Below are 14337 nucleotides of genomic sequence, written 5' to 3' on the forward strand. Positions count from 1 at the left end.
GAAAAGATGCGTTGGATCCTGTGCGTTGGGATTGCGTGCCTTTGGCAGTCGGTTTGGGGAGCGAGCGGGGCGTTGAGCATGCGCCTTAGCGCTTTGGTTCAGGAATACGGGGCATATCAGCGCAGCGGTCAGGCGCAACCTTTTCGTTCCACCGACGTCGGGTTGAAGGTTTGGCAAGGCAAGGTGTTGGTGACGATCACGGTCGAAGGCTCGGTCGAAGCGTTATTGCCCAGATTGCAAGCGCTCGGAATGGTAAACCTGACGAGCTTTGCCAACGCCGTTTCGGGCTGGGTACCGATCGAGCGTTTGCCGGATTTGGAGTTCTTGCCAGCGATAGTTCAAATCCGGCCGGCGCTGCTTAGGAAAAACGCCTTTGGCAAGGGCCCGAATTCGGTGGTTAGTCAAGGCGATCTGGCTTTGCAAGCCGACCGCATACGCAAGCAGTTCGGCGTTGACGGCAGCCGAGTTGCAGTAGGGGTGCTCTCCGACAGTTTTGATTGCTTAAATGGCTACGAGGAGGATGTCGCCTTTAAAGAGCTGCCCGCCAACGTAGAGGTGCTAAGCGATTTGAGCCGCGAGGTCGACGAAGAGCAGGGGGGACCGAGCGAATGCGAGGCTCTGGGCGGAAACGACGAAGGGCGGGCGATGCTGCAGATCATTCACGACCTTGCGCCTGGAGCCAGGTTGCTGTTTCATACCGCTTTCCGAGGCGAGGCTGAGTTCGCTGCAGGTATTCTCGCGTTAGCGAATGCAGGCGCCAAAGTCATCGTGGACGATGTCGGCTATTTTTCCGAACCAATCTATCAGGACGGGATGATCGCGCAGGCCATCGAGCAGGTTCAGGCGCGGGGAGTGGCGTATTTGACCGCGGCCGGAAATTCCGGTCGGCTGGGATACGAGGCCGCTTTTCGACCTGCCTGGGTTCGCCTGAGCGGTGAGGTGGCTCACGATTTCAACCCCGATCTCAACATCGAAGATTTTTATCAAGCCATTGAGATCCCCCAGGGCGCTGAAATTACCATCGTCCTGCAATGGAATCAGCCTTTCCGCACCGGTTCTAAAGCCAAAGGCGCCGCTTCGGATTCGGATCTGGACCTGATTCTGTTTGACGAAAAGCTTGCCCGAGTGGTGGCAATAAGCCGGGAAGCCAATCTCGACCGAGACCCTCTGGAGGTGCTAACCTTTGTCAACGATACCGACCAAACCAGGTTTCAGCTTTATATCGCCCATCGCGCTGGGGTTTTTCCTGAGCGTATTGCGTACTGGATCAATGGGCCGTCGCCGTCATGGCCTGCCGAGCGCGGACCGGCCCCGCACAACTGCCTTCTCGAAAACAGCGTAGGCGGGCTTGGAGCGGGGCAGTCGAGCGATCCTCAAGCGCCCGCGGTTAAAATTCTAGAGTACACCAGCCCGTCCAACGGCAGCACCATCGTCGGCCATGCCAACGCGCGCGGGGCTCTGACGATCGGGGCGATTTCTTACCGGGAAACGCCGTTTTTCGGCGTTTGTACGCAGATGGCACGAATCGAGCCTTTCTCTTCGGTCGGGGGGATTCCGGTGTATTTCGCCGCCGACGGCGCTCCTTTGCCGGATGCGCCCGAGATTCGGCAAAAGCCCGATCTGATCGCGGCAGATGAAGTCAACACGTCTTTCTTTCCAACGCGCGAAGGCGCCGATAGCGATGGCGATGGGCTGCCCAATTTCTCTGGAACCTCCGCCGCTGCGCCTCACGCCGCTGCCATTGCCGCCTTGCTGTTTGACTACGCGCCTAAGCTGACGGTGAATCAGCTGTATGACGCATTGCGCCGTTCGGCGCGCGATCTGGATGATCCAGGAACGGCCGGATTTGACTACGGTTTTGATTTTGCCTCAGGATTTGGTCTCTTGGACGCAAGTTTGGCGTTTACTGCGTTGGAAACCGACGGCCTGTTTTTGAGTCTGGCGCCTGGGCCAACAGAAGTCTTGGCCGGTCAGGAAATCTTGTATCAATTGACCGTTACCAATCTATCCGCTTTGCCTTTTTTGGATGTAGCGGTGCGCGGTGAAATTCCGGGCGCTACGCGGATTACTGGCCTGGATGGCTGTCCTAGGGTGGATGTTGGGCGTTCAGCTTGTGTGATTGGGAATTTGCCTCCCGGCGGCCGTCACCGGATCGATCTGCGCCTGAAGGTGGTTGATGGACGAGTGGGTGCAATCGAGCCGGTATTTACGCTGATGGTGGGCGACATGAGCCTTGCGGACACGCCCGGCGGACTGATTGCGCCGCGCACTCGCGTGGCTCGCCCGCTTGGCGATTTCAATCAAGACGGTTGCGTCGACGTAAGCGACCGCGGGAGGCTGCTTGCCGCCCTGCGCTGGCCTGTGGGGGTTGATCCTGCCTTCGATTTGAATGCGGACGGCAAAGTGGATTTGGAGGATCTTAAAGACCTGGTGCGCCGTTATACCTATCCGGCAGGGCAGCCGTGCTAGACGGCTTTTTGGCTCAAGCAGGCAGGTACTCATAAACCTGTCGGACGTAGGCGACGCTGTCTAGGTAAATTCGCCCAATCGTCGTCAGAGGCAGCTTTATGCAATCGATTTCGGCAAGCTGCCAGGATTCGTATTTAAGGACGCAGCGGAGGATTTCGCCTAACCTTCCTTGCTGGCAAAGACCGAGTTTGATCTCGTCGGCTAAAGGCAAGGACGAAAGGATCTCAGGCCATGGCGTGGCAAGGAGGGCATCCAGATTGGAAAACAGGCCGACGAGGAAAGCCGCGTTGGGGTCTGGGTAGTCGGTGGCGATTGCTAAAAGCTCGGCCATTCGGGCGCGGACCAGGGCAATCCGGAGTCGTTCGGCGGGCTGCGCCTGCACGGCTTGGGTTAAGGTGAGTAAGGTGGCCCAGCGCTTGATCGATTCGGTTCCCAGCAGGATGACGGCTTGTTCGATGGACTCGATGGGCCTGGGTAGGGCAAACCAGGCCGAGCGGATGAAGTTTAATAGCTTATAGCTCAAAGCCGGATCGCGGCGGATGATTTCGGCGATTTGCTTTAAGTCGCTGCACGGCTGATGGAGCTCGGTCAAGAGTTGGAGCAGGGTTTGCTGGCTGGCGTCGAGGCGCTTGCCAGCTTGGATATCGGGGCGGTGGAAGAAATAGCCTTGGAAGTAATCGCCGCCTAGGCGGTGGTAGAGCTGAAATTCGGGTTCGGACTCGACTTTTTCCAAAAGGATCTTTACCCCGTAGGGTCTGAGCCGGTCGATCAGCGCGCAAGTCTCGCTTTGTGCCTGGGCGCGCACGTCGATCTTGACGATGTGCGCCATGCGTACCAAAGGCTCCCAAGCCGGTTCGAACACGAAGTCGTCGAGGGCGATGAGATAACCGCTCGCTTTCAGGCGGCGCACGGCGGCGATTAGTTGCGGGGTGATCTGCACGCTCTCTAGAACTTCGATCACTACTTGGTCTTTGGGGAGCAGCTCGGCCAGCCCCTGCAGGAGATCGTCGGCGGTAAAATTGATAAAAGCGCGGGTGCCGCCGGTCAATTTCTCCAGACCCAGCTCCAGTAAGGCATCGCCGATTAATTGGGGGGTGCTGGCGTTGACCGCGCCGTTACAATCGTCCACACGGCGAAAAAGCAGCTCGTAGCCGAAGACGCTTAGGTTCCGGTCGAAAATCTGCTGGCGACCGATCAAGAATTCCGTCATCGCGGCGCTCCAGGTAGACAAGCAAAGTATAGACCGTGCGCGGGGGATTTAGGGCAGGCTGCGCTTGGGAAAGCGAGGCGGTCGTGTCAAGCGTGACGAAGGCGCGTCGGTCAAGTAAAATTAGTTTATTTTGATCGGGAAGCATCCCGCCTATCCATGAAACCCAAGTTCATCTTCATCACCGGCGGCGTGGTATCGTCCCTGGGCAAGGGGATCGCTGCCTCTTCTTTGGCCGCGCTGTTGGAGGCGCGTGGGCTCAAAGTCACTTTGACCAAACTCGATCCTTACATCAACGTCGATCCTGGCACCATGAGCCCATTCCAGCACGGGGAAGTGTTCGTCACCGAGGACGGGGCCGAGACCGACTTGGACCTTGGGCACTACGAACGCTTCGTGCGCACGACGATGACCCGTCAGAACAACTGGACCACCGGGCGGATCTACGAGACCGTCATTCGCAGAGAACGGCGCGGCGATTATTTGGGGGCGACGGTGCAGGTGATCCCGCACATCACCGATCAGATCAAGCACGCCATCTGTGCGAGCGCCGATGGGTACGACGTGGCCCTGATCGAGATCGGCGGCACCGTGGGCGACATCGAATCCTTGCCGTTCCTGGAAGCGATTCGCCAATTGGGGGCGGAGCTGGGGCCTGGGCAGGCGATGTTCATCCACCTGACGCTGGTGCCTTACATCCGCTCGGCCGGCGAGCTCAAGACCAAGCCGACCCAGCACTCGGTCAAGGAGCTGCGGGCTATCGGCATTCAGCCGGACGTGCTGTTGTGCCGCTGTGAAAAACCCTTGCCTCAAGCCGAGCGCTCCAAGATCGCGCTGTTCACCAACGTGCCTGAGGAGGCGGTGATCTCGGCGGTGGACGCCGATTTCATCTACCGCATTCCGCTGTTGTTTCACGCCCAAGGCCTGGACGAGATCGTGCTGCGCAAGCTGAAAGTGGCGGCGCCAGCGGCGGACTTGTCCGAATGGTGCGCGGTGGTCGAGGCTTGGGAGCGGCCGCAAAATCGGGTGAGGATCGCGATCGTCGGCAAATACGTCGAGCACACCGACGCTTACAAATCGCTGCACGAGGCGCTAGTGCACGCCGGCATCCATACCCGCACCCGGGTGATGATCGAGTATGTGGACTCGGAGGAGGTCGAAAACCACGGCACGGCTTGCCTTGAGGGCGCCGACGCGATTTTGGTGCCCGGCGGCTTCGGCAGGCGCGGCGTGGAAGGCAAGATCGCCACCGCGCGCTTTGCGCGCGAGCGCGCCGTTCCTTACCTGGGGATCTGCTTGGGGATGCAGGTCGCCGTCATCGAGTACGCGCGCCACGTGGTGGGCCTTCAAGGCGCCCACAGCACCGAGTTTTACCCCGACACGCCGCATCCGGTCATCGCCTTGATCACCGAATGGCAGGATTTAACCGGCCGGATCGAGCGCCGCGGCCCGGCGACCCAACTCGGCGGGACGATGCGCCTTGGCGCGCAGCCGTGCCGTTTGAGGCCGGACAGCTTGGCCTTTAGGTTGTACGGTCAGGAGATCATCCGCGAGCGGCATCGCCACCGTTACGAGCTCAACAACGCCTACCGCGCTGTGCTGGAGCAGGCGGGATTGCGGGTTTCCGGGGTCTCCGCCGACGGTCAGTTGGTGGAGATCGTCGAGATCCCAAGTCATCCCTGGTTTTTGGGATGCCAGTTTCATCCTGAGTTCACTTCCACCCCGCGCCGTGGCCATCCCTTGTTTTGCGGCTTTGTTCAAGCGGCCCTTCTCGCTCAGGCAGGAGTTTTGCGGCAACCATGACGACGATTTCCTTGTGTGGCTTTGAGGTAGGGCTCAACCGCCCCTTGTTTCTCATCGCCGGCCCGTGCGTGATCGAGAGCGAGGCGCTGGCGCTGGAGACCGCCGGCAGGTTAAAAGAGATCACCGCCCGGCTGTCGATCCCGTTTATTTACAAGTCTTCTTTCGACAAGGCCAACCGTTCTTCCATAGAGAGCTTTAGAGGGTTAGGGCTGGAGGCGGGGCTTAAAATCCTCGAGAAAGTCAAACGCACCTTCCAAGTTCCGGTCCTGACCGACGTCCACGAGTACACCCCGCTGGAAGAAGTGGCTGCTGTGGTGGACGTGCTGCAGACGCCGGCGTTTTTATGCCGCCAGACCGATTTCATCCAGAACGTGGCCCGCCAGGGGCGGCCGGTCAACATCAAAAAAGGCCAGTTTCTGGCGCCCTGGGACATGAAGCACGTGGTCGCCAAAGCCAAGGCGGTCGGCAACGACAAGATCTTGGTCTGCGAGCGCGGGGTGAGTTTCGGTTACAACAATCTGGTGGTGGACATGCGTTCTCTGGCGGTGATGCGCGAGACCGGTTGCCCGGTGGTGTTCGACGCCACCCATTCGGTCCAGCTGCCCGGAGGCAAGGGGACCGCCTCCGGCGGGCAACGCGAGTTCGTCCCGGTTCTGGCGCGGGCGGCGGTAGCGGCCGGGGTGGCGGGGGTGTTCATGGAAACCCATCCCGATCCGGACCGCGCCTTGAGCGACGGTCCCAACGCCTGGCCGCTCGATCGCATGGAGGCGCTGCTTGAGACCCTGCTTGCCCTCGATCGGATCGTAAAACAAAGCGAGTTTTTGGAGCATACCGTCTTAAACCTTCGCGATTCTTAAGGTTCTAGGAGGAAGCATGACGAAGATCGTAGACATCCACGCCCGCGAGATTTTGGATTCGCGCGGCAATCCCACGGTGGAGGCCGAAGTTCGATTGGCGTCCGGCGCAGTCGGTTGCGCGAAGGTGCCGTCGGGCGCCTCTACCGGCACGCGCGAGGCGGTGGAACTTCGCGACGGCGATCCCAAGCGTTATCTAGGCAAAGGCGTTTTGAGGGCGGTGGCCAACGTCAACACCGAAATCCGCGCGGCTTTGGTCGGGATGGAAGCGGACGACCTAGAAGCCTTGGACGCGCGGATGATCGCCCTGGACGGCACCAAGACCAAAAGCCGCCTCGGGGCCAATGCCATCCTTGCGGTCTCTTTGGCGACGGCGCACGCCGCCGCCCAGGACGCGGGTCAGCCGCTGTATCGGTACTTGCACGCGGGCGATTCCTTTTGCCTTCCGGTGCCGATGATGAACATCCTCAACGGCGGGGCGCACGCCGACAACAACCTGGATTTCCAGGAGTTCATGATCTTGCCGATCGGCGCGCCGAGTTTTAGCGAGGCTTTGCGGTTTGGCGCAGAGGTGTTTCACCATCTCAAAGGGGTGTTGAAACAGCGCGGCCTGTCCACCGCCGTGGGCGACGAAGGGGGGTTTGCGCCCGATCTTTCCGCCAACGCGGAGGCCCTGGAGCTGATCTTAATGGCGATCGAGAAAGCCGGCTTTCGCCCCGGCGAGGACCTGGCTTTGGGGTTGGACGTGGCCAGTTCGGAATTTTACCGCGACGGCAAATACGTCCTGGCCTCGGAAGGGGCGGAGCTTTCTTCGGCGGAGTTTGCCGATTATCTGAGCGCGTGGGTGGAGCGCTATCCGATCATCACCATCGAAGACGGCATGGCTGAGCAGGACTTTCAGGGTTGGCGCTTGCTCACCGACAAGCTGGGGGGACGCATCCAGTTGGTGGGCGATGACCTGTTCGTGACCAACCCGGAGATTTTGCAGGAAGGGATAAAAGAGGGCATCGCCAATTCGGTTCTGATCAAAGTCAATCAGATCGGCACTTTGAGCGAGACCTGGAAAGCAGTCAAAATGGCGCACGCGGCCGGCTACACTGCGGTGATCTCGCACCGCTCTGGGGAGACCGAGGACACCACCATCGCCGACCTGGCGGTGGCTTGGGGCACCGGCCAAATCAAGACCGGCTCGTTGAGCCGCTCCGATCGGATCGCCAAGTACAACCGCCTGCTGGCGATCGAGGAGCAGCTCAAAGGGCAGGCGATCTACCCTGGGCGGGCGGCGTTCAAACACCTTAGATGAAAGCGGCCGTCTTGGGGCTAGGAATCGTCTTTTTGGCGCTGCAATATCGGCTCTGGTTCGGAGACGGCGGGTTTTTGGAGCGCTACCGCCTTGAGCGGCAGGTGGCCGAGCTCAAAGCCTTGCTTAAAGAGCGCCGCGAGCGCAACCAGGCGCTGGAGGCGGAAGTTGAAGACTTAAAACACGATTTGGCCGCGGTGGAGGAGCGGGCGCGGCGGGATTTGGGGATGATCCGCGAGGACGAGACGTACTTCATGGTGGTGCCGTGACGCGCTATTTTGCGGTCGTGCCTGCGGCCGGGTCTGGCCGCCGCATGGGCGCTCAAGTGCCAAAGCAGTACCTCCTTCTGGCAGGCAAGCCGGTGCTCGAGCGCGCCCTCGAAAGCCTGCTGCAGGTGGAGAAAATAGAGAAGGTGGTGGTCGCCCTGGCCCCGGCCGATCCTTATTGGCCGAAGCTGACCCTCGCCAGCCACCCTAAGCTCGCCACCACCGTCGGCGGGCAAGAGCGCGCGCACTCGGTGCGAAACGGCCTCCATGCCTTGGCCGGGATAGCCCAAGCGCAGGATTTTGTCCTCGTGCACGATGCGGCGCGGCCTTGTCTTCGCCCGGCGGACGTGGAGCGCTTGATCGCCGCTCTGGCCGAGGATCCGGTCGGAGGAATTTTGGCCCTGCCTTCGGTCGATACCCTAAAATACGTAGAGGCCGGGCGGATTTCCGCTACCCTGGACCGAAGTCGGGTCTTTCGCGCCCTAACGCCGCAGATGTTCCGTTTCGGCTTGCTGGTCGACGCTTTGCAGGCCGCGCTTGCCGCCGGTGTTGCGGTTACCGATGAGGCCCAAGCGGTGGAAAGGGCAGGCTATGCGCCCAGGATCGTCGAAGGCTCGGACTACAACTTGAAGATCACCCGCCCGGAGGACCTGAAACTGGCGGAGTTTTTTTTGGAGCAAAGCAAATGAGCGGATTTCGCATCGGCTTTGGCTACGACGCCCACCGCTTTCAAGCCGGCGATTACGTCGTGCTGGGCGGGGTGAGGATTCCCTTTGCCAAGGGCCTGCGCGCCCATTCCGACGGCGATGTGGCCCTTCACGCTCTGTGCGATGCGCTGCTTGGCGCGGCGGGACTGGGGGATATCGGGCACCATTTCCCCGATTCCGACCCGGCGTTCAAAGGCATAGACAGCCGGGTGTTGGTGCGTAAGGTGCGGGAGCTCCTGGCGGATCGCGACCTGAAGCCCGTCAACGTGGATCTTACGATCGTTTGCGAAGCGCCGCGCTTGGCGGGTTATATCCCGGCGATGCGGGAGAATATCGCCGCCGATTTGGGGGTGGCGCCGCACCAGGTCAACGTCAAAGCGACCACGACCGAGGGGATGGGGTTTGCGGGCCGGGGCGAAGGGATTTGCGCCTACGCGGTGGCTTTGGTCCAAGTCTCATGACCTCCTTGCCCGTCTGGCCCCGCGTTTACGGCGGGCCGTTTGGGAAGGGCGGCTTGAAGCAACGTCCCGAGGACTTCCAAGTCGAAGAGATTTTGAGCTTTGCGCCTTCCGGTGACGGCGAGCACGTGTTTTTGCTGGTCGAAAAGCAAAACCAAAACACCGAAGCAGTGGCTAAAGCCCTGGCGCGCTTGGCTGCAGTGCCGCGCAGCCGTGTCGGTTACGCCGGCCTCAAGGACCGCCACGCCCTGGTGCGACAGTGGTTTAGCGTGCAGCTTCCGCAAGCGCGCGGGGCGCCTTGGGCGGCGTGGGCTGGCGATGGGTTCAGGGTGGTGCAGTGGACGCGCAACCGGCGCAAGCTCAAGCGGGGCGCGCTGCAAGGCAACCGCTTCCGCCTGTGCGTGCGCGGTGTCCACGGGGACTTGGAACAATTGGAGGCGGTTCTGAGACGGATAAAAACGGAAGGGCTGGCCAATTATTTTGGCCCCCAGCGGTTTGGGCACGCCGGAGGAAACGTGGAGCGGGCGAAGGCGTGGCTTGGCAAGCGATCTGGAGCTAGCCGGCATCGGCGCGGGTTGTATCTTTCCGCGGCGCGGTCTTTTTTGTTTAACCAGGTGTTGGCGGCCCGCGTCGAACGCGGGGACTGGAACCGGCCGCTGCCCGGGGATTGGCTGATGTTTGACGGCTCGGGGGCAGGCTTCCTGGCCGAGATCATCGACGCCGACCTGAAAGCGCGAGTGGCGGCGCTCGAGCTTCATCCTTCCGGCCCCTTGTGGGGGCAGGGCGGAGACGAAGCGACGGCGGTGGCCGCCGAGGTGGAGCGGCAGGCAGTCGGGGCGTTTGCCGAGCTCGCGCAAGGGCTTGAGGAAGCCGCCGTGCGAGGGATGCGGCGGCCGCTGCGGGTGCGGGTGCGGGAGCTTAACTGGCGCTGGCAAGGCGCGGATTTGCATTTGTGCTTTGCTTTGCCCGCGGGCGCTTACGCCACGGCGTTGCTGCGCGAGTTGGTCGAAATAGAAGGGTGAAGGAGGTAGGTTTGGATTGCGTCCATGCGTTCTGGTTGGCGTTGATGCAAGGGCTGTTGGAGTTTTTGCCGATCTCCAGCTCGGCGCATCTGATCTTGGTACCGGTGCTTTTGGGCTGGCCGGATCAAGGCTTGGCGTTCGACGTGGCGGTCCACGTAGGCACTCTGCTCGCCGTAGTGATCTACTTTCGCGCGGAGCTGGTCTTGATCCTTAAGGATTGGATCCGGTCCGTAGCGACGCGAGGGCAAGGGACTGCGCCGAACGCCGCTCTGGGCTGGGGCATGATCGTTGGCACCTTGCCGGTGGGAATCGCCGGGCTGCTCGCCAAAGACTGGGTCGAGAGTAGCTTGCGCGCGCCGTGGGTGATCGCCTTGGCCACGGTCGTTTTCGGCGGGCTGCTGTGGCTGGCTCAAAAGCTCGGTGCGCAGCGCCGCGGTTTGGCAGAACTGAGCTGGAAAGACGCGTTGGTCATTGGCCTGTTTCAGGCGCTGGCGCTGATCCCCGGGACCTCCCGTTCGGGCATCACCCTCACCGGGGGATTGGTTTTAGGCTTGGAGCGGGCGGCGGCGGCAAGGTTTTCTTTTCTGCTGTCGATTCCGGTGATTTTCCTGGCCGGCGGGTTGGAGACGATCGAGCTTTTGCGCCAGGCTACCCCGCCCGACTGGTACGCCTTGAGCTTAGGCGTTGCGGTTTCGGCCTTAAGCGCTTACGGCTGCATCGGCTGGTTCTTGCGCTTTGTGGAGCGCGTGGGGGTAGGGCCGTTTGTGCTTTACCGGCTGGGGCTTGGGGCCGTGCTGTTTTACGTCTTCCGGGGCTGAGGGGAGGCGCCGAGGACGCGAACGCCAAACCGGCGCAAGAGCGCAACGAGCTGGATCAAAGGCAGGCCGATCAAAGCGTTGGGGTCGTCGCCTTCGATCCGTTGAAACAAAGCGATCCCAAGCCCCTCGGCTTTAAAAGCGCCGACGCAGTCATAAGGCGCGTCGCGGCGGACGTAATCTTCGATTTCTTCGTGAGATAGGGTGCGGAAGTGGACTTTGCACGCGTCCACCGCGTTTAGCTGGCGGCCGGTGCGGGCGTTGAGGACGCTGACGCCGGTATAAAAGCATATGCTGCGGCCGGAAGCGGCTTGCAACTGGGCGACGGCGTTTTCGAAGTTGCCCGGTTTGTCGAGCTTGCGTCCGCCTAATAAGGCCACCTGGTCGGCGCCGATGATCAGATGCTCGGGAAATTCCTTGGCCACCGCCCGCGCCTTGGCCGCCGCCAGGCGCATGGCCAGCTGCTCGGGAGCCTCGTTGAACAGCGGCGTTTCGTCGACGTTGGGCGCGGCGGTGACAAAAGGGAGCTTAAGCTTTTCCAGCAGCAACTTGCGGTAAGGCGAAGTGGATGCAAGGACCAGCGGCTGCGTTTTCATGGACGATGACGACTGTAGCGAACCGAGAATATTTTGACAGGTTTTGGCGATTGCCGATATTATTTTTCGATGATGTCTGAGCGTTTGCCGGGTTTGATCGACCCTATCGCTTGGGTGGACAAAGGCCGACGTTGGCAAGGTAAGGTGCCGCTGGCGCGGTTGTCCAGGCTGGCGGAGATGATCGTTAACTCAGACGGCGAGGCCGAGGTGGATCTGAGTTTTAGCCGGCAAGGCCGGGTGGCGGCGATTACGGGGAAGGTGTGGGCCGATTTGGAAGTGGTGTGCCAGCGTTGTCTGGAGACCTTGCGGATCGAAGTGCGCAGCCCAGTCCGTCTAGGGGTGGTGGGGTCCATAGACGAAGGCAAGCAACTTCCTGAAGCGTACGAGCCCCTTTTGCTGGAGCAGCCCCAAATCGTTTTCAGCGACATCATCGAGGATGAGTTGATTTTAGCCATTCCGCCGATCCCCAAGCACGTCCAATGCGAGATAGTCGGCGGCAGAAGCGACCAAACGCCAAAAATTTTAGTGAAATCTTAAGGAGAAATTCGCTATGGCCGTACCACAGAACCGTAAGACTCGTTCCAAGCGCGGAATGCGCCGCTCTCACGATGCTTTAAGCAATCCGGCTCTTTCCCAGGACCCTTTAACCGGCGAGATTCATCTGCGCCATCACGTCAGCCCCGACGGTTACTATCGTGGTCGGCGCGTGATCGAGGTCCGCTCGGAAGAAGAAACAGAGGAATAGTTTCTCCGCCCCTCTAAAGCAAAGCGCAAGGACCCCAGATGGGGAAACAACCAAAAGCGGCAAGCTCTCAAGCTGTCATCGCTTTGGACGCGATGGGCGGCGATTACGGGCCGGAGGTCACGGTTCCTGCCGCGTTGGATTGCCTTAAGGAGTTTCCTAACCTGCGTTTGATCCTGGTGGGGCAGCAGGAGGCAATCGCTGCCCAGCTGGCGCGCTGCGGCGGTTTTCACAAGGAGCGGGTGCAGATTCGCCACGCCTCGCAGGTGGTGCACATGGACGATTTGCCTTCCAAAGCGCTGCGCAGCAAGCGCGATTCCTCCATGCGGGTAGCTCTTGACCTGGTTCGCGACGGGGAAGCCGCAGCCTGCGTCAGCGCGGGCAACACGGGCGCGCTGATGGCGATGGCGCGGTTTGTGTTGAAAACCATCCCCGGCATCGATCGGCCGGCGATCCTCGTGTCTTTGCCCTCCAAGAACGGGCATACCCATATCCTGGATATGGGCGCCAACGTGGACTGCACCGCCGAGCACCTATACCAGTTCGCGGTGATGGGCTACGAGTTGGTGCGCGCGGTGGAAAACACCCAAGCTCCGCGGGTGGGGCTGTTGAACATCGGCGAGGAAGAGATCAAAGGCAACGAGCAAGTCAAGCAGGCGGCCAAGCTGTTGGCGAATTCCTACCTCAATTTCGTCGGCTACGTTGAAGGCGATGACATCTTCATGGGCGATGTGGACATCGTGGTCACCGACGGCTTCGTAGGCAATGTGGCCTTGAAAGCCGTCGAGGGCTTGGTGCGGATGCTGGGGCAGGCGCTCAAGGACGACTTGCAAAGCACCTTTTATACCCGGCTGGTCGGCCTTTTGGCGCTGCCGGTGCTCAAATCGTTCAAACGCCGCTTCGATCCGCGGCGGTATAACGGCGCGACTTTGCTAGGACTTCAAGGAATCGTGATCAAAAGCCACGGCAACGCCGACCGCTATGCTTTCGCCAACGCCATCCGGATGGCGCTTTTGGAGATCGACAAAGCCGTGCCGCAACGAATTGGCGAGCGCGTTGCGGCGGTCTGCGCGGCGCAGGTGAAATCGTCCGAACCGGCCAAGGTAAAAAGCGCATGACCCGGATTTACAGCCGGATCGTCGGCACCGGCGGGTATTTGCCTGAGACGGTGTGCACCAACGAAGACATCGCCCGCCGGGTGGATACCTCGGATGCGTGGATCGTCGAGCGCACGGGGATCCGGGAGCGGCGCATCGCCGCCCCTGACGAGACCGCTTCGAGCATGGGCGAAATCGCAGCGCGGCAGGCGCTCGAAGCTGCCGGTTGGAGACCGGCAGAGGTCGACCTGATCGTCGTTGCCACCAGCACCCCGGATCGGGTTTTCCCGAGCACCGCGTGCTTGTTGCAAGAGCGGCTTGGCATCTCCAATCAATGCGGGGCTTTTGACGTCCAGGCGGCTTGTTCCGGCTTCGTGTATGCCTTGAGCATCGCCGATCAGTTCATTCGCGCCGGCACGTCTAAGCGCGTGTTGGTGGTGGGCAGCGAGGTCAACTCCCGCCTGGTCGACTGGAATGACCGCACCACCTGTATCCTGTTCGGGGACGGCGCCGGCGCGGTGGCGCTCGAGCCCGCTTTGGAACCGGGTATCCTCTCGACGCACATCCACTCCGACGGCCGCTACCGAGATCTGCTTTATCTGCCGAATCCCGAGGTAGGTATCGATGGCGAGCCGCCTTATGTCAGAATGCAGGGCAACGAAGTGTTCAAGATCGCCGTCAACACCTTGGGGCGAATCGTGGATGAAACCTTGGCCGCCAACGGCCTGGACAAATCCGAAGTGGACTGGTTGGTGCCGCACCAGGCCAACATCCGCATTATCGCCGCCACGGCGCGCAAGCTGGGGATGCCGATGGAGCGGGTGGTGGTGACCATCGAAAAGCAGGGCAATACCTCCTCGGCCTCGGTTCCCCTGGCGTTGCACGAGGCGATCCAGGACGGGCGCATCCGCCGCGGCCAGGTCCTCCTCATAGAGGCGTTCGGAGGAGGGTTTACCTGGGGATCGGCGTTGATACGCTATTGACAACGATGCGCGAGAAAG

15 protein-coding genes are annotated in these 14337 nt (G+C 61.0%); 13 read left to right on the top strand and 2 right to left on the bottom strand.

What is annotated here, in order from left to right; genetic code table 11:
* Positions 1-6: 6 nt before the first annotated feature.
* Positions 7-2469: a S8 family serine peptidase gene (locus ACYQ3M_RS04350; protein WP_460034831.1), complete on the top strand. Its 2463-nt coding sequence runs from the start codon at positions 7-9 to the stop codon at positions 2467-2469.
* Positions 2470-2482: 13 nt separating this feature from the next.
* Here the strand turns inward: ACYQ3M_RS04350 and ACYQ3M_RS04355 are convergent, their stop codons facing one another.
* A complete protein-coding gene (locus ACYQ3M_RS04355) occupies positions 2483-3679 on the bottom strand; it encodes an EAL and HDOD domain-containing protein (protein WP_460034832.1) in 1197 nt (398 codons plus the stop codon).
* Between the two features lie 156 nt (positions 3680-3835).
* Between ACYQ3M_RS04355 and pyrG the strand changes: the two genes are divergently transcribed.
* From pyrG to ACYQ3M_RS04395, 8 genes are read left to right on the top strand one after another with little or no spacing between them, the layout of a single operon-like run.
* On the top strand, positions 3836-5479 hold the full coding sequence (gene pyrG, locus ACYQ3M_RS04360) for a CTP synthase (protein WP_460034833.1): 1644 nt from the start codon (positions 3836-3838) through the stop codon (positions 5477-5479).
* Positions 5476-6336, top strand: a complete 861-nt coding sequence (kdsA, locus tag ACYQ3M_RS04365) for a 3-deoxy-8-phosphooctulonate synthase (RefSeq protein WP_460034834.1) — start codon at positions 5476-5478, stop codon at positions 6334-6336. The genes pyrG and kdsA overlap by 4 nt, the downstream gene beginning before the upstream one ends.
* A gap of 16 nt (positions 6337-6352) precedes the next feature.
* Entirely contained in the window at positions 6353-7636 is a 1284-nt protein-coding gene (gene eno / locus ACYQ3M_RS04370) for a phosphopyruvate hydratase (protein ID WP_460034835.1), read from the top strand.
* On the top strand, positions 7633-7902 hold the full coding sequence (locus ACYQ3M_RS04375) for a septum formation initiator family protein (RefSeq protein ID WP_460034836.1): 270 nt from the start codon (positions 7633-7635) through the stop codon (positions 7900-7902). The genes eno and ACYQ3M_RS04375 overlap by 4 nt, the downstream gene beginning before the upstream one ends.
* A complete protein-coding gene (gene ispD, locus ACYQ3M_RS04380) occupies positions 7899-8588 on the top strand; it encodes a 2-C-methyl-D-erythritol 4-phosphate cytidylyltransferase (protein WP_460034837.1) in 690 nt (229 codons plus the stop codon). Before ACYQ3M_RS04375 ends, ispD begins: the two co-directional genes overlap by 4 nt.
* Positions 8585-9067, top strand: coding sequence for a 2-C-methyl-D-erythritol 2,4-cyclodiphosphate synthase (gene ispF, locus ACYQ3M_RS04385; RefSeq protein ID WP_460034838.1), 483 nt, complete (start codon positions 8585-8587; stop codon positions 9065-9067). Before ispD ends, ispF begins: the two co-directional genes overlap by 4 nt.
* Positions 9064-10086: a tRNA pseudouridine(13) synthase TruD gene (truD, locus tag ACYQ3M_RS04390; RefSeq protein ID WP_460034839.1), complete on the top strand. Its 1023-nt coding sequence runs from the start codon at positions 9064-9066 to the stop codon at positions 10084-10086. The genes ispF and truD overlap by 4 nt, the downstream gene beginning before the upstream one ends.
* An 11-nt stretch (positions 10087-10097) precedes the next feature.
* Positions 10098-10904, top strand: coding sequence for an undecaprenyl-diphosphate phosphatase (locus ACYQ3M_RS04395; RefSeq protein ID WP_460034840.1), 807 nt, complete (start codon positions 10098-10100; stop codon positions 10902-10904).
* Here ACYQ3M_RS04395 and ACYQ3M_RS04400 read toward each other — a convergent pair.
* A complete protein-coding gene (locus tag ACYQ3M_RS04400) occupies positions 10886-11497 on the bottom strand; it encodes a Maf family protein (protein WP_460034841.1) in 612 nt (203 codons plus the stop codon). The two genes, ACYQ3M_RS04395 and ACYQ3M_RS04400, sit on opposite strands and share 19 nt — an antisense overlap.
* A gap of 72 nt (positions 11498-11569) precedes the next feature.
* On the opposite strand from ACYQ3M_RS04400, the gene ACYQ3M_RS04405 reads away from it, so the two are divergent.
* Genes ACYQ3M_RS04405 through ACYQ3M_RS04420 form a run of 4 tightly spaced genes read left to right on the top strand, consistent with a single transcriptional unit; the run spans position 11570 to position 14319 of the window.
* Positions 11570-12034, top strand: a complete 465-nt coding sequence (locus ACYQ3M_RS04405; protein ID WP_460034842.1) for a YceD family protein — start codon at positions 11570-11572, stop codon at positions 12032-12034.
* Positions 12035-12047: 13 nt separating this feature from the next.
* A complete protein-coding gene (gene rpmF, locus ACYQ3M_RS04410) occupies positions 12048-12242 on the top strand; it encodes a 50S ribosomal protein L32 (RefSeq protein WP_460034843.1) in 195 nt (64 codons plus the stop codon).
* 38 nt (positions 12243-12280) lie between these two features.
* Positions 12281-13357, top strand: a complete 1077-nt coding sequence (gene plsX / locus ACYQ3M_RS04415) for a phosphate acyltransferase PlsX (protein ID WP_460034844.1) — start codon at positions 12281-12283, stop codon at positions 13355-13357.
* On the top strand, positions 13354-14319 hold the full coding sequence (locus ACYQ3M_RS04420) for a beta-ketoacyl-ACP synthase III (protein WP_460034845.1): 966 nt from the start codon (positions 13354-13356) through the stop codon (positions 14317-14319). Before plsX ends, ACYQ3M_RS04420 begins: the two co-directional genes overlap by 4 nt.
* Positions 14320-14337: the final 18 nt, after the last annotated feature.

It is taken from the genome of Methylothermus subterraneus (assembly GCF_054656915.1).

Excerpts from the sequence above, each read along its gene's own strand:
- ACYQ3M_RS04350 (WP_460034831.1), top strand. The coding sequence starts at position 7 with ATGCGTTGGATCCTGTGCGTTGGGATTGCGTGCCTTTGGCAGTCGGTT.
- ACYQ3M_RS04355 (WP_460034832.1), bottom strand. The coding sequence starts at position 3,679 with ATGACGGAATTCTTGATCGGTCGCCAGCAGATTTTCGACCGGAACCTA.
- pyrG (WP_460034833.1), top strand. The coding sequence starts at position 3,836 with ATGAAACCCAAGTTCATCTTCATCACCGGCGGCGTGGTATCGTCCCTG.
- kdsA (WP_460034834.1), top strand. The coding sequence starts at position 5,476 with ATGACGACGATTTCCTTGTGTGGCTTTGAGGTAGGGCTCAACCGCCCC.
- eno (WP_460034835.1), top strand. The coding sequence starts at position 6,353 with ATGACGAAGATCGTAGACATCCACGCCCGCGAGATTTTGGATTCGCGC.
- ACYQ3M_RS04375 (WP_460034836.1), top strand. The coding sequence starts at position 7,633 with ATGAAAGCGGCCGTCTTGGGGCTAGGAATCGTCTTTTTGGCGCTGCAA.
- ispF (WP_460034838.1), top strand. The coding sequence starts at position 8,585 with ATGAGCGGATTTCGCATCGGCTTTGGCTACGACGCCCACCGCTTTCAA.
- truD (WP_460034839.1), top strand. The coding sequence starts at position 9,064 with ATGACCTCCTTGCCCGTCTGGCCCCGCGTTTACGGCGGGCCGTTTGGG.
- ACYQ3M_RS04400 (WP_460034841.1), bottom strand. The coding sequence starts at position 11,497 with ATGAAAACGCAGCCGCTGGTCCTTGCATCCACTTCGCCTTACCGCAAG.
- ACYQ3M_RS04405 (WP_460034842.1), top strand. The coding sequence starts at position 11,570 with ATGTCTGAGCGTTTGCCGGGTTTGATCGACCCTATCGCTTGGGTGGAC.
- rpmF (WP_460034843.1), top strand. The coding sequence starts at position 12,048 with ATGGCCGTACCACAGAACCGTAAGACTCGTTCCAAGCGCGGAATGCGC.
- plsX (WP_460034844.1), top strand. The coding sequence starts at position 12,281 with ATGGGGAAACAACCAAAAGCGGCAAGCTCTCAAGCTGTCATCGCTTTG.
- ACYQ3M_RS04420 (WP_460034845.1), top strand. The coding sequence starts at position 13,354 with ATGACCCGGATTTACAGCCGGATCGTCGGCACCGGCGGGTATTTGCCT.